This window comes from Microbispora bryophytorum, from assembly GCF_006874465.1.
Lineage (GTDB): Bacteria > Actinomycetota > Actinomycetes > Streptosporangiales > Streptosporangiaceae > Microbispora > Microbispora bryophytorum.
The window spans coordinates 161,668-175,909 of the sequence record NZ_VIRL01000008.1; the positions used below are offsets into that span (position 1 = coordinate 161,668).

The following is a 14,242-nucleotide window of genomic DNA, read 5'->3' on the forward strand; positions in this document are numbered from 1 at the left end:
GTTTCGATTATGGGGGCGGCCCGATGCTGGTGATGGGGGAAGTCCACACCGGGCTGCTGCAGAACTCCGGGGAGATCTCCGAGTCGACGTGCCGTCAGGTGCTCGCGCTCATGGCCGGGGAGACCGTGCGCGTATCCCGCCGTCCGATCGTCCACGCGCTGTCGCCGGAGCGACTGACCGGGGTGGACTGCGCGCTGCCCACCGCGTCCCGTTCCCGGGTCAGGGGCGTCGGCACGGTCATGTCCCGCTGCGCGGTGACCGGGGGCCGGGTGGCCCAGGGATCGTCGTACGTCCGGGTGGTGCGCTCGGAGGCCGACCGCAGGCTGCCCTGGTCGCACTACCTGGCCCGGCCGGGGGTCGTGGAGGTCCTGGGGAAGGCGAAGGCGGCCGACCTCGCCGAGGGGTTCACCGGCGACTCCGCGCCCGGCGGCACCGGCGGCGCCTGCCTCAATTTGGGGGCCGTCAGCGGGCGCTTCCTCGACCTCGTCCAGGCGTCCCCGCTGCTGGACCGGCGGGCCCCCTTCAAGATCCCGCGTACGAGCCTGCGGTGGGTGGCCGAGACCGGGGAGCCGTCGATCCGGTTCACCCTGCACACCGAGCAGGAGCGGACGCTGCGCCTGACGCATCCCGGCCCGTTCACCCCCGCCGTGGTCGATCTGTGCGAGGACCTGGCGACGCACGACTGGCTGCTCACGTCGCTGCTGGTCATCGTCGAGCGGGCGCGAATCGGCGGGACGCAGGGAGCCCAGGCCGTGGCCCGCCTGGCCCCCGCCATCGACCACCTCATGCACTTGTGGATGCCGGCAGCCCGGGTCGAGGAGTGGCTGACGCCGTTCTGGGAGAGCCTGGAGCGGCGGCCGGGGTTCTCCCGGCAGTGGCGTTCCCTGGTCGACCGGGTCCGCGACCAGGTCGCGATGAACACCCTGGCCCTGCTCAACGCGACCGCCGAAGCCGGACGGAGATGACCGTGACCGGAGCAGCACCCGAGCCCTCCCCGTCGCTCGTCCCGAGGATCGTGCGCAAGGTCCTCGTGACGATGCTCGTGGGCGGCGTGAGCTACCTCGTGAGCAACGCGCTCATCCACGGACCGAACCAGGATCTGTGGAGCCTGCTGCTCGCGACGTTCATCAGCGGCGTCGTCTTCGTCGTGCAGTTCCTCGCGGACGTGGACGACCAGCTGGAGACCGTGCTGCAGGAGCAGCGCAGGCAGCACACCAAGACCCACGATCTGGTGGCCGACAGCTTCTTCAAGATCAACGAGGCGAGCAAGCTGTTCGGCGTCGTGGAGATGTCCGCGCTGGAGACCAGGGGCGTGGCCGAGCTGGTGCAGAACGCCGCCAAGATCCGCGACGACATGCCCGGCCTCGTCAAGAGCCTGGTGCACCACGAGGTCACCCGGATGGCGAAGTTCCTCGGCGAGCTGTCCGACGGCAGGTACGCGCTGTACGAGGGCGAGGACCGCGACTGGCTGCTCGCGCTCGCGCGCAACGCCCGGGTCAGTCTCGACGCGATCAGCCTGACCAGCGTGGACGCCCGCGACACCGAGTTCGAGGGCGGCTTCTGGCACACCGACCTCGGGCAGCGCTACGTCAAGCTCCAGCGCGACCTCGTCCAGCGCGGGGCACGGGTGCGCCGGGTGTTCGTGGTGGATCGTTCCGAGCGGCTCGACTCCGAGGCGTTCCGCCGGGTGTGGAAGTGGCAGACCACGGTCGGGATCGAGGTGCGCACGCTCCTCCTCGCCGACGCGCCGCCCCTGCTGCGCGGCTCGCTGTCCGACTTCATCCTGTTCGACGGGGTCGTCTACTACGAGTCCAACCCCGCTCCACAGGTCGGCGACGGCATCGCGCCAGTGATCCACAGCACGATCCTCGTACAGGATCAGGAGCAGGTGCGGGAGCGGACCGAACGGTTCACGGAGCTGTGGGAGGCGGCGACACCGGCGGCGTAGACGAGACCGGCGGCGCGGCCGGGGCGGACGGAGCCGGCGCGGGCGGGAAAGGCGCGGGCGGGAAGGGGCGGTCGGGCCGGCAGACGGCGAGCAGTTCGCGCTCCCGGGCGCCGGCGGTCCCGCCGACCAGGGCGGCCACCAGCTCCGCCGTGACGGGGGCGAGCGTGACGCCGAGGCCGCTGTGGCCGGTCGCCGCCACGACCCGGCCGTGGTCGTCCACGTGGCCGAGGATGGGCATGTGGTCGGCGCTGCCCGGCCGCAGTCCGGCCCAGCGGCGGCCGATGGGCCAGGTGGCCGCCCTGGGCATGAGGGCGGCGACGCCCTGCCTGATCTCCTCGATCGCCGCGGGGGTCACCGTCACGTCCCCCACGTTCTCCTCGTAGGTGACGCCGACGGCCACCCTGCCGTCGTGCCGGGGGACGAGATAGGGGAAATACTCCCGGCCGTCCTGTTTGATCTCCGCGAAGATGTGGTGACGCAGCGGGTAGGTGGCGGCCCCGGGCGGGCGGACGTCGAAGGCCACGCCCTTGATGGGGAACAGGTGGGCGCGGTGGCGGGGCAGGAAGACCCCGCTCAGGTGTCCGGCCGCGACGACCGCCTGCTCCGCCGACACCCGGCGGCCGTCGTGGAGGTCCACCTCGACACCGCGCGGCCCGGTCCGAAGGCCGGTGGCGCGCACCGCGCCCAGCACCCGGATCGGCGTGCGCCCCGAGAGCACGGCCGTCGTCAGGGCGGCCATGAGCACCCGCGGGTCGAGCGCGAGCTCCTCCGGCAGCAGGAAACCGCCGACGACGCGCTCGCTCAGCAGCGGTTCGAGATTCCTGGCGTCGGCCGCCGTCAGCCTCTCGACGGCGAACGGCGAGTTCTTCCACTGCGGCAGCACCTTGGACTCCAGGCGCTCCATCTCGGCCTCGTCCAGCGCGACCTGGATGTCGCCGCCGTCCAGCACCGGGACCTCGACGCCGGAGGCGGCGTGGATCTCCTCCAGCCACCGCGGGTAGACGTCGCGGCTGCGCTTGATGACGCTGCTGAGCGGGCCGAGGCAGGAGGGCTCCGTCTGCGTCAGGATGCCGCCCATCGCGCCGTCGGAGGCGCCGAGCCCGAGACGCTGCCCCGCGTCCACGAGCACCACGCTCGTGCCCCGCGCGGCGAGCCTGTGCGCGATCGCGCAGCCGATCACGCCACCACCGATGATCACGACGTCGCAGGTCTCAGGCACGCGGGCTCCAATTCGCCGTCCCCTCGCTTCGACAGTAGGCGAGGGAGGGCCGTTCAAGAAGGTCACACACGGGTGACCTCGCCGAACTGTACCGCGCGGAAATCTTGCCGGCGGGGAATTCCACCGAGTCGCGCCGACGGGCGCCGCGCACGCCGCGCCGCCGCCGCTTCGTGTCGATCCCGCTCACCCCGCTGATCATCGGCGCTGGCGTGGATCATGCCGGCCCGCCGGCTCCGTGATCAGCGGATCCCGGACGGCGTCGTGCGCGAGGCCGGCCTCGACACCCCCGAGACGGCCGCGTGGAGCAGCCGCTCGGCGGTCAGAAATGAGAGAGCTTTGCGCCGATCTGGGCATGATGAAACCGACCAGCCGCCGTTCGTGGCAGGCGATGGGCATCGGGAACGAGCCGCAGGCTCAAGCGAAGGCTCAAGCGAAGCTTCAAGCGAGGGGAAGCGCGTGAGGAAGACCGCCGTCGTCACGGGCGGGGCGTCGGGAATCGGGCGGGCCGTCGCCGCCGAGCTCGCCCGGCGCGGCGCCCACGTCACGATCGCCGACGTCCGGGGAACCGAGGACGCCGCCAAGGATCTCGGCTGCGCGGGCGTCGCGTGCGACGTCTCCGACGCGCAGGCCGTGCGGGAGCTGATCACCGGCGTGGCGGCCGAGCACGGGCGGCTCGACTTCCTGTTCAACAACGCGGGCATCGCGGTGGGCGGCCGTGCCGAGGAGTTCACGCTCGACCACTGGAACCGGGCGATCGACGTGAACCTGCGCGGGGTGGTCCACGGTGTGCACGCGGCGTACCCGCTCATGATCGAGCAGGGCTACGGGCACATCGTCAACACCGCGTCGCTGGCCGGGCTGACCCCCGCGCCCATGATGCTGCCCTACACGGCGACCAAGCACGCCGTCGTCGGGCTGTCGCTCGCGCTGCGGGCCGAGGCGGCCGCCCACAGGGTGAGGGTCAGCGTGGTCTGCCCCGGGTTCATCGACACCCCGCTGCTGGACAACGCCAACCCCGGGCTGCCGCAGACCGAGATCGGCCTGCACGCCCGCACGACGGCCGTGCGGGCGCAGGGGCGCCTCTACCCCGTGGAGTCGCTCGCCCGCGACGTGCTGCGCGGCGTGGCCGGAAACCAGGCGCTCATCGTCGCGCCCGCGTCCGCCCGCGCCACCTGGCGGGCCGTACGGCTCTCGCCCGCCCTGGCGGTGCGGGCGGCCGGCTCCGTCCTCCGCCGCATCACGCGCTGAGCCGCTCACCGCATCAGGGGCCGAGCGGCAGGTACTCGAACCAGTCGAACGCGGCGACGTTGGAGCTCGGGCGGCCGTTGGAGCTGGCGTACATGCCGACGTAGGCGCCGGTGAAGCCGCCGGCCACGGCGCTGCTGAGGATCCTGCCGTCCACCGGGTCGCCGAGGTCGGTCCACTCCCCCGCCGCCACGGCGTACCTGGCCTGGTAGGCCTGCCCCCGCGCCTCCACGCCGAGATACAGCCGCCGCTGGCCGGGCACCCGTACGGAGGCGAGCAGGTCGTCGCCGCCCGCCTTCCTGCGGACGAGTTCGAGGCCGCGCGCGGTGCGCACGAGCAGCACGTGGTGGTCGTCGTTGTGCACCAGCGCGAGACCGGCGCACTCCCCGGCCGCGGGCGTGAAGTCGAGCGCGGCGTGGACGGCGAAGTCCATGTGCTGCTGCCTGCGGGCGATCAGGCTCGGGTTGACCCGCTGGGCCAGCGTCTCCGGCCGCAGCCGCAGCCGCAGGCGGCTGTCGCCCAGGCTCCAGTAGGGCGTGCGCGGGGTGCGCAGGTGGTTCCAGACGGGCGAGAGCCGGTCGGCGTCGAAGTGGTCGCAGGCGGGGACGGCGGGCCAGCGGTGCTCGGGCAGCGCCGGTCCCGCGGCCACGGGCGCGACCTGCGCGGCGACGGGCCAGCCGTCCTCCCAGGAGACCCGGGTGAGGAACGTCTCCCTGCCCAGGTTGTCGCCCCTCACGTTGCCGGCGCCCAGGTCGCCGGAGGTGCCGTACGGGCGGGTGGCCAGCAGCACCATCCACCACTCGCCGTCCCCGGTCTCCACCAGGTCGGCGTGGCCGGTGCAGGCGATGGGGTGGCCGAGGCCGAGATGCCTGTGGGTGAGGATCGGGTTGCGCGGGTTCGGCTCGTACGGCCCGGTCACGTGGTCGGCCCTGGCCACCACGACCGCGTGGTCGTAGGACGTGCCGCCCTCCGACGCCAGCAGGTAGTACCTGCCGCCGATCTTGTACAGGTGGGGGCCCTCGGCCCACACGGCGCCCCGCTGGGCGGCCTCCCAGACGACCCGCTCCTCCCCCCGCGGCTGCAGCGTGGCCGGGTCGAGCTCCACGAGGTAGACCTCGGTCTCGCCGGAGTAGCGGGCCGCCTCCTTCTCCCTGGTGCCGGTGAACCAGACGCGGCCGTCGTCGAACAGCAGCGAGGGGTCCATGCCCCGGGTGCTGGGAAGCCATCGGGGCTCGCTCCAGGGGCCTGCGGGGTCGGTAGCGGTGACGATGAAGTTGCCCCGTCCGTCCACCAGGGTGGTGACGACGTAGAAGACGCCGTCGTGGTGGCGGATGGTGGCCGCGTAGACGCCGCCCGAGGGCCGCATGCCGTCCAGGTCGAGCTGGGACGGGCGGTCGAGCACGTGCCCGAGCTGCCGCCAGTTGACCAGGTCGCGGCTGTGGAAGATCGGCACTCCTGGAAACCACTCGAAGCTGGAGGTCACGAGGTAGTAGTCCTCGCCCACCCGGCACACGGAGGGGTCGGGGTGGAACCCGGGGATGACGGGGTTCCGGTACTCCCACCCGTCGACTTCGTCGATCATTCGTCCCTTCCTCGAACGTGACGGGCCCGGTCCCCCGTGTGGGGGAACCGGGCCGGCCGTCCGGCACCGGCACGGTGCGCCGGAGCCTTTCAGCGCGGGGCCTCCCTGCGCCAGGCCCCGTCCGGCGGGCTCCGGTGTCCGATCCGGTGCCGGAGCTCAGTGTGTCGAGCCCACTGGTGTTGGGCCCACTGTGTTGGGCTCAGTGCCGCAGTTGCAGCACCCCCCAGTGGCTGGTGTCCCGGTATCCCTGCCCTGTGGCGTCGCTCCAGGTCGCCGCGCTGGTCCTGGCGGCGCCCGTGGCGTCGTTGACCTGGACGTCGAAGCCGAGCAGCGCGCCGTCCCGCAGCGTGATCGTGGGCAGCTTCACGGCGGCCTCGATCACGTAGCCGCCGGGGACGGCCTTGGCGGCGGCCGTCAGGTTGTCCCCGATGGAGGCGGGGTCGAGCGGGCCTCCGACCGACGTCTTCCCGGAGAAGCTGATCCGATACTGGCCGTCGTCGTCGCCGTAGCCCCTGGTCTTGCCGTTGCCGGGGTCCACGAAGAACTCGACGGAGTCCTGCTCCCACGGGTTGGCCGACTGCTCGCTGAGTGTGGGGTCGGCGACCTGCGCGAGCAGGTACAGCGTGTCGCCGCTCCACAGCGCCCGGGCCCGCGCGGTCGCCCCCGACGTGCCCTGGATCCAGGTGGCGGTGCGGATCTCCGGCGCCGGCGCCCAGGCCGGGTCGACGGCGCCGTCGACCACCGGCCGGCGGTTGGGGGCGGTGGTCAGCTTCACCGCGGGCGTCGACGTGACCTTCCCGGTCCAGGAGGTCCGCGTGCCGCCGGAGGCGTCCGCGACCGCCACGGCGACGTCGGTGCCGGGTACCGCGGCGGGCCCCGTCGGGAACCGCGCCTCCACCCGGTAGCCGCCGGTCGTCTTCTGCACGGCCGTGTCGGGGCCGTGCGGGTGGCCGTCCTCGCGCCGGACGGTGTACGTCTTGCCGCCCACGGTGAACGTGACCGTGTCGCTCCGGTCGTCGTCCGGGTCGCGCACCTCGGCCAGGACGTACAGCCATCCGGCGGACGAGCGGGCCTGGAGCCCGGCGGACACGTCACCCACGCGGGCGATCGGGGTGGCGGGCAGCAGGTCCCATTCGAGGTCGCGCTTACCGTCCACCTTGGGGGTCGCGGCGGGGGCCTCAAGCCTGCGCACCAGCGGCGGCAGCTTCGCCGGGTCCACGACGCCCCAGTAGGCCGGCTTGGCCTGGAGCTCGTCGTCGAAGAGCAGCGGAGCGTTCAGCCGGGTGATCGGGAAAGTCGACAGCCAGGTGGCGTCGTCGGCCAGGCCCCACACGGTGACCGAGCTGATCTGCGCCCTGTGCCTGCGGAAGACGTCGAACAGCTCCTTGTAGCGGTAGCCCTGCTCGGCGAGCACCTCGGCCGGGACCTCGTCGTAGGTGGAGACGAAGTCGGGGTAGACGCTCACGTCCAGCTCGGTGATCTGCTGGTCCACGTGGAGCGTCGCGAACTTCTCGATGGTGGCCTCGACCTCGGCGGCGGGCGGCTGCTCGATGTTGAGGTGGAGCTGGTGGCCGACGCCGTCGATCGGCACTCCCTCGGCCTTCAGCTTCTTCACCAGGGCGTACAGCGCCTCCCGCTTGCGCGGGAACTCGGTGTTGTAGTCGTTGACGAACAGCTTGGCGGCCGGGTCGGTCTCGTGCGCGACGCGGAAGGCCGTGCGGATGAAGTCGAGGCCGGTGATCTGGAACCACTTCGACCGGCGCAGGCCGTCGGGCTGGTTCTCGTCCACCACCTCGTTGACCACGTCCCAGACCGCGATCTTGCCCTTGTAGCGGCCGACCAGCGTCTTCACGTGGTTCTCCAGCCGCTTCAGCAGCAGCGCCCTGTCCTCCGGCGAGGAGGTGAGGTCGCGGTCGCCGTCCTTGAACACCCAGTCGGGCGTCTGGCTGTGCCAGGCGAGCGTGTGCCCGCGGAAGGTCAGCCCGTGCTGGACGGCGTAGTCCACCAGGTAGTCGCCCTCGGCGAAGGTGAACTCGCCCTCGCGCGGCTCGGTGGCGTCCCACTTCAGCTCGTTGCCGGGGGTGACCCCGCTGAAGTGCTTGAGCAGCAGGTCGCCGTGCTCGCCGAGCGTCTGGGCGCGGCCGATGGCCGCCCCAAGCGTGAACGGCACCTCGTCCCTGAGCGAGGGGATGTCCGTCTGGATCGGCTTGGGCTCGACGTACGTCAGCGTGAAGTCGTCCAGGTAGAAGGGGAACGTGCCGGTGTCGGACTCCACGTAGACGCTCAGGAAGTCCACGTCGTAGGCGAGCGTGTAGGTGCCGGTGAGCTGCACCCACTGCCCCTCGGGGACGGTCTTCGGCGCGGCCACCCGCTCGTAGCTGGGGGTGTCGCCCGTCCGGCGCTCGATCGACAGGCCGAGGGCGCCCGAGGCCGTGTCCGGGCCGAGGCGCACCCAGGCCGACAGGGTGTACTTCGACCCCTTGGCCATCTTGCCGAGCATGCTGATCGCCGGGCCGTCCCAGGAGTCCGAGCGGCCGGTCACCGCGAGGCTGCGGGCGCCGCCGTGCGCGGCGTCGGTCGTGGCCGTCAGGGACGCCGAGGCGCGCGGCGACCAGCCCTGGGCGGTGCCGGTCTCGAAGTCGGTGCTCAGGCCCGAGCGCGCGGGGTCGGTGTCCGAGGTGATGACGATGTCGTCGATGTAGTACGTCGCCGTGGCCTCGGAGCTCTCGGCGTAGAGCTGCAGGCCGGTGGAGTCGGCGCCGAAGGAGTAGGTGCCCGACAGCTCGGCCCAGCCGCCGTCGGTCACGGTGGCGGCGGCCACCCGTTCGTAGGTGGTGTCGCCGCCGTCGGGCGTGCGCTGCATCGTCAGCGCGATCGTGCTCGACGGCTCCCCGCTCACCATCCGGGCGTACGCCGTGACCTGGTAGGTGACGCCCTTCTGGAAGGGCGGGCTGATGGACGCCCCGTGCCAGGTGGCGGTGCGGCCGGAGGTGAGCAGGGAGCTCGACCCCGAATGCGCGGCGTCGGAGGTCGCGCCGACCTCGACCCCGTCGCCTCTTGGCCCCCAGCCCTGGGCGGTGCCGTCCTCGAAGTCGTACGTCGCGATCTGCACGGCCGCGGCGTCAGCGGGAGTGGCACTCGCCAGGACCGCCGGCAGTCCCATGAGCACGCACAGCACGGCCGCGACGGCGGGCCGCGCGGTGAACGAACGCCGCGCCGTAGATGAACGCCGTGCTGTGAATGAACGCAGAAGGGCCGCGACAACGGGCCGTACTGCGTTCACACGCAGGACTGCCGAGGCCGCCCGGTAAAGGAGGCTGCGCATCGGGGGGTCTCCTCGTGCCGCGCTAGCGCGCGGTCAGGTTGTCGGCGAGAAGCCGGATCAGAGGCTCGCGCCGGGTGCAGGTGGACAGGGCGAAGGAGTCGGCGAGCGCGAGCAGTTCGTCGTCGTCCAGCCCCCGGAACAGCTCGGCGTACTCCGGCAGCAGCGCCTGGGCGATCAGGATGTGCCGGATGAGGTCGTCGGTCTGGTAGCGGGCGCCCCAGGGGTACGGGTCCCAGGAGGCGAACTCCGTGTCGATCAGCCGGTGCAGCGGCGCGAGCTCACTCGCGGTCTCCTCCATCGTCGAGCCCCACCGGTCGGCGCCGAGCCGCTTCTTCTTCGCGATGAACGGCCCGAACCGCTCCATGTAGGAGCCGCCCGCGCAGACCAGGCCCTGCAGGCCGACGTCCTTGTAGGTCCAGATGGACCAGCCGGCGTCGCACCCGTCGAAGATTTCCAGTTGGTCGCGCAGGATCTGGTAGCGCTGCTCGTCCACCGAGGGGTCGCCGGTGTAGACGGGCCCGAACTCGCCGACCCAGATCGGCGTACCGGTCTCCCGCTGGAAGGCGGTGCGGCGGGCGAAGGCGCGCTCCAGCTCGTCGCGGTCGCACCACTCGCCCCTGGTGAAGCCCGGGTAGGGGCCGCCGTGGGCAAACCCGGCCAGCGCGTAGTCGTGGCAGACGAACACCGTGTTCTCGTAGACCTCGTGGAAGACCGAGAAGTCGGTGGAGTAGGTGTTGCCGTCGAGGAACAGCACGTGGGCGGGGTCCACCGCGCGCAGCGCCTTGACCAGACGGTCGTAGAAGGGCCCGACCACCCGGCCGCTGGGGTCGGCCGGCTCGTTGATGGGGTTGTAGCCCGCCACCCACGGGTTGTCCTTGTAGTGGTCGGCCAGCGCCTCCCACAGGTGAACCGCGCGGTCCTGGAAGTGCCGGTGCTCCCAGAAGGAGGCGACGTGGGTGCGATTGTCGGAGTGCCAGTGCTGGTTCTGCGCCCCCGGGAGCGCGTGCAGGTCGATGACGCTGTAGACGCCGCGCTCGCCCAGCATCCCGATCACGCGATCGAGATGGCGGAAGCCGCGTTCACCGATCTCCATCGGCCGATCGTCCGCCTCGAAGTGGCGGTAGTTCACCGGGATCCGCACGCAGTTGACGCCGACGTCCCGCAGGAGGTCGGCGTCGGCCTCGGTAAAGAACGAGGTCAAGAAGCGGTCGAAGAACATCTCGTAGCGTTCCTCGCCCAGCACCTCCCGCACCGCGGCACGCATCGAGGACTCGTCGGCGGGGTAACCGGTGATGAAGTTCTCCATGTTGAGCCAGCCGCCCAGACCGACCCCCCGCAGCCTCACCGGCTCGCCCGCCTCGTCAACCAGCCGAGATCCTGACACGCGCAGCAGCGTCATCGATTCTCCTCACTCCTCGAAACCGGCGGCGTGACCGGAGAGCGACGACCCCGCCTTCTCCTCCGCTACCCACTGTTGACAGTCGTACTGAAAGTTTCGGCTAGCATCCGAATGTTTCGTGGTCCGGAGAATAAGTAAAGCTAAGGTTGAGCGTCAAGGGCGCTCCAGGCTTGATCACGGCGGTCACGCGTCTCATCAGGGGGAACCGGTTCGGGTCTCCCGAAAGTTTCGGCTACGATCTGCATCATGCCAGTGAAGAGGCGGGTGACCATCGCCCAGATAGCGGAGGAGGCCGGAGTCTCCGTTCCGACCGTGTCCAAGGTGATCAACGGCCGTCCCGAGGTCGCGCCGGAGACCCGTCAGCGGGTGGAGCGCCTCCTGCAGAAGCACGGATACCAGCGCAGGACGGGGCAGGGCGACGGCCCGGTCGGTCTACTGGACCTGGTGTTCGCCGAGATCGAGAGCCCGTGGGCCATGGAATTGGTGCGCGGGGCCGAGCAGGCGGCGCACGAGGCCGCCGCCAGCGTGGTGATCTCCGTACTGCACACGCACGCGGGTCCCGGCCGTGACTGGCTGGAGCGCATCGCGGCGCGGCGCACGGACGGTGTGATCATCGTCAGCTCCCGGCTCTCGGTGCGCCAGCAGGGCCAGCTCAGCGCCCGATCGATCCCGTTCGTCGTCGTCGACCCCGAGGGCGAGCCGCCGCCCGGCGTGGCGTCGGTCGGCGCGACCAACTGGCACGGCGGCCTCGCGGCCACGCGCCACCTTCTCGACCTCGGTCACTCCCGGATCGGCATGATCGGCGGTCCGCCGGACATGCTGTGCAGCCGGGCCAGGATCGACGGTTACCGCGCAGCCCTGGAGACCGCCGGGGTGTCCATCGACCCCGAGCTCATCCGCTACGGCGACTTCCTGGTCAACTCGGGCCACGACGCCGGTCACGCCCTGCTCTCGCTGGACAAGCCCCCGACCGCCATCTTCGCCGGCAGCGACATGCAGGCGTTCGGCGTGTTCGAGGCGGCCCGGCAGCGGGGCCTGCGGGTGCCCGAGGACCTCAGCGTGGTCGGCTTCGACGACCTGCCGCTGTCCAGGTCCGCGTGGCCGCCGCTGACCACCGTGCGCCAGCCCCTGGAGGAGATGGCCGCGCTGGCCGCGCGGATGGTGCTGGCCATGGGCCGGGGCGAGAACACCGAAGCGCGCCGCGTCGAGCTGTCCACCGACCTGGTGGTCCGGGAGAGCACCGCACGGCCTCGGTGAAACCCGGGCCGCCCCATGATCGTCCAAAATGGGAGCGCGCGGACGAATGGGGGCGGGATGACCGACGAACACGCTAAGGTTTCTGCGGATATCGCCGGGTTCGCGGGACGGGGCTGACGGTTGCGGAGTTCGCGTGGAGCGGCCGTCACGGCATTCGCCGCGGCGCTCATGCTTCTGGGAGGTTCCGGGACGGCGGCCCTCGCGGCGCCGGCCCGCCATGGGGCCGAAATGGTGCGGGCCGAAACGGTGCGGGCCGAAACGGTGCGGGCCGGCTGGGCCGGCACCGTCTGGTCCGGCACCGTGCGTGGTGAGACGGCGCGGGGCGGAACGGCGCAAGGCGGAACGGCGCAGGCCGGGACGGCGCGGGGGGCGGAGCACGAGATGACCGCCCCGGCGTCGGCGGTTCCCGGCAGGCGGGCGGCCGGGGCGGCGGAAGGGCCGCCCGTCGAGGAGCATCCCTGCCCGGTCACGGTGCCGTCCGGCACGACCTGTGGTTACCTCCTGGCTCCCGAGCGGCGTGACGTCCCCAACAGCAGGACCATCAAGGTCGGCTACGCCGTGCACCGGGCGCCGCAAGCCTCAGGACAGGCGGCCGACCCGGTCGTCTACATGAGCGGCGGGCCGGGGTCGGCCTCGCTCCAGCTCACCGGGTTCCTCTCCCAGATGTTCCCCGGCCGCGACGTGGTCGTCCTCGAACAGCGCGGCGGGCGCTACTCCGAGCCCAGACTGAGCTGCCCCGAGATCGTCCGCGGGGTCGTGGACACCCTGCGCACGCCCGGGCCCGCGTCGGCCGAGACCGCCCCGCTCGTCCGGCAGGCGCTGGCCTGCCAGTCGCGCCTTGAGGGCGAGCACGTCGACCTGCGCGGCTACCGGACCGCCGAGATCGCGTCCGACATCGTGGACCTGCGGGCCGCGCTCGGCTACCAGCGGTGGTATTTGTTCGGCGTCAGCTACTCCACCCGCCCGATGCTGCTGGCGGCGGCGCGCGACCCGCTCGGCACCGGCGGGGTCGTGCTCGACTCGCTGCTTCCCGCAGGCGCCCGCTGGTACGACGAGTCGTCCGCCGCGCTCACCGCGACGATGACCAAGCTGGGGATCGCCGCGCGGTTCGACGCCATGGTGAAGGCGCTCAACGCGCACCCCGCGGCGTACGAGACCAGGGACCCGCTCACCCGCCGGCGACTGACGGTGCAGCTCAACGGGGACGACGCGGCGACGATCCTCGGCGAGGCGCTGCACGAGACCGACGTGATCCCGATCGTGCCGGCCCTCGTGGACGGGCTGGCCTCCGGGCGCACCGAACTGCTGCAACCCCTGGTCGACGCCGCCGGCGACGGGCTGACCTCGCACGAGTGGGGTCTGTACTACGCCGTCCAGTGCCAGGACCAGACGCCGTACAACTCCTTCCCCGACTCGCGGAGCCCCAGGCTGTTCACGGGCGTCGTCGACGCGGCGGTCTGCGACGCCTGGGATCTGCCCGCCGCGCGGCCCGAGCCCGACCTGCTGGCCCCGGGCGCGTCGGTCACCACGGCCTCGTCGGACGGCACGTCGATCGAGGGGGCGTCGTCGGAGGAGGCGACGTCCGACGGGGCGACGTCGGAAGAGGAGTCGTCTGAGGGGGCGACGCCGCCGATCCTGGTCCTTGGCGGCCAGTACGACCCCACCACCCCGCCGGAGGACGCGCGGCAGGCGGTGTCGGCCGTGCCGGGCGCCAGGTTCGCCGAGTTCGCCGGGGTCGGGCACGCCGTCTTCCTGTCGAGCGCCTGCAGCCGCCAGACGATCGCCGCGTTCCTCGACGACCCGGCCGCGACGGCCCGCACGTGCGACCCCGGCGCCGCGCCGTACCCCATCGTGCGTCCGGGCGGCCTGCTGCTCACCTCGTCGGCCTACCGGCTGTCCCAGTCGCCGATCCCGCTGGCCGTCCCCGCGGCCTTCCTGCTCGTCTCGGCCGTCCAGCTCGTCGCGGGGCTGATCTCCCTACTGCGCAGGCGCGGCGGGCTGAGCGCGATCGCGGGCCTGGCGGGCGTCGCGCTGTGCGCGCTGTCGGCGCTCAGCCTGTCGGCGATCCAGGACTGGACCACGCTCGCGATCGGGGTGCCGCACGCCCTGGCCTGGTATGGCCTGCTGGCCCTTGTCTCCACCGGGCTGTCGATCGTCGAGGCGTTCCGGCTGAACGCCGCCGCCGCCCGGATCGTCCCCGTCCTGACCGGCCTCGCGTTCCTCGCCTGGCTGTACGGCTGGCTGCTGACTTGATCAAGCCGGCGCGC

At 72.0% G+C, this 14,242-nt stretch carries 9 protein-coding genes; 5 read left to right on the plus strand and 4 right to left on the minus strand.

Going from position 1 to position 14,242, the window contains the following annotated elements; translation table 11 throughout:
- The first annotated feature begins 23 nt into the window (after window positions 1-23).
- Complete coding sequence (locus tag FLX07_RS17190) at window positions 24-965, plus strand: SCO2521 family protein (RefSeq protein ID WP_142571803.1); 942 nt, start codon at window positions 24-26, stop codon at window positions 963-965.
- 2 nt (window positions 966-967) lie between these two features.
- Window positions 968-1,948 (plus strand): phosphatidylserine/phosphatidylglycerophosphate/cardiolipin synthase family protein, encoded by a 981-nt coding sequence (locus tag FLX07_RS17195; RefSeq protein ID WP_142571804.1) that lies wholly within the window; start codon window positions 968-970, stop codon window positions 1,946-1,948.
- Here FLX07_RS17195 and FLX07_RS17200 read toward each other — a convergent pair.
- Window positions 1,911-3,167 carry an NAD(P)/FAD-dependent oxidoreductase gene (locus FLX07_RS17200; protein ID WP_167748277.1) on the minus strand — a complete coding sequence of 419 codons (1,257 nt, stop codon included), beginning with the start codon at window positions 3,165-3,167 and terminating at the stop codon, window positions 1,911-1,913. The two genes, FLX07_RS17195 and FLX07_RS17200, sit on opposite strands and share 38 nt — an antisense overlap.
- A gap of 456 nt (window positions 3,168-3,623) precedes the next feature.
- On the opposite strand from FLX07_RS17200, the gene FLX07_RS17205 reads away from it, so the two are divergent.
- Entirely contained in the window at window positions 3,624-4,415 is a 792-nt protein-coding gene (locus tag FLX07_RS17205; RefSeq protein WP_229689808.1) for an SDR family NAD(P)-dependent oxidoreductase, read from the plus strand.
- A gap of 13 nt (window positions 4,416-4,428) precedes the next feature.
- Here FLX07_RS17205 and FLX07_RS17210 read toward each other — a convergent pair whose 3' ends face one another.
- The 3 genes from FLX07_RS17210 to FLX07_RS17220 form a co-directional block, all read right to left on the minus strand.
- Window positions 4,429-5,994: a glycoside hydrolase family 43 protein gene (locus FLX07_RS17210; RefSeq protein WP_142571807.1), complete on the minus strand. Its 1,566-nt coding sequence runs from the start codon at window positions 5,992-5,994 to the stop codon at window positions 4,429-4,431.
- A gap of 199 nt (window positions 5,995-6,193) precedes the next feature.
- Complete coding sequence (locus FLX07_RS17215; protein WP_167748278.1) at window positions 6,194-9,157, minus strand: endo-1,4-beta-xylanase; 2,964 nt, start codon at window positions 9,155-9,157, stop codon at window positions 6,194-6,196.
- Window positions 9,158-9,341: 184 nt separating this feature from the next.
- Window positions 9,342-10,718, minus strand: coding sequence for a glycoside hydrolase family 5 protein (locus tag FLX07_RS17220; protein WP_142571809.1), 1,377 nt, complete (start codon window positions 10,716-10,718; stop codon window positions 9,342-9,344).
- A 246-nt stretch (window positions 10,719-10,964) separates the two neighbouring features.
- Here FLX07_RS17220 and FLX07_RS17225 point away from each other — a divergent pair, with 246 nt between their 5' ends.
- Window positions 10,965-11,975 (plus strand): LacI family DNA-binding transcriptional regulator, encoded by a 1,011-nt coding sequence (locus FLX07_RS17225; protein WP_142571810.1) that lies wholly within the window; start codon window positions 10,965-10,967, stop codon window positions 11,973-11,975.
- A 228-nt stretch (window positions 11,976-12,203) separates the two neighbouring features.
- Window positions 12,204-14,228, plus strand: a complete 2,025-nt coding sequence (locus FLX07_RS17230; protein WP_142571811.1) for an alpha/beta fold hydrolase — start codon at window positions 12,204-12,206, stop codon at window positions 14,226-14,228.
- The last annotated feature ends 14 nt before the right edge of the window (window positions 14,229-14,242 follow it).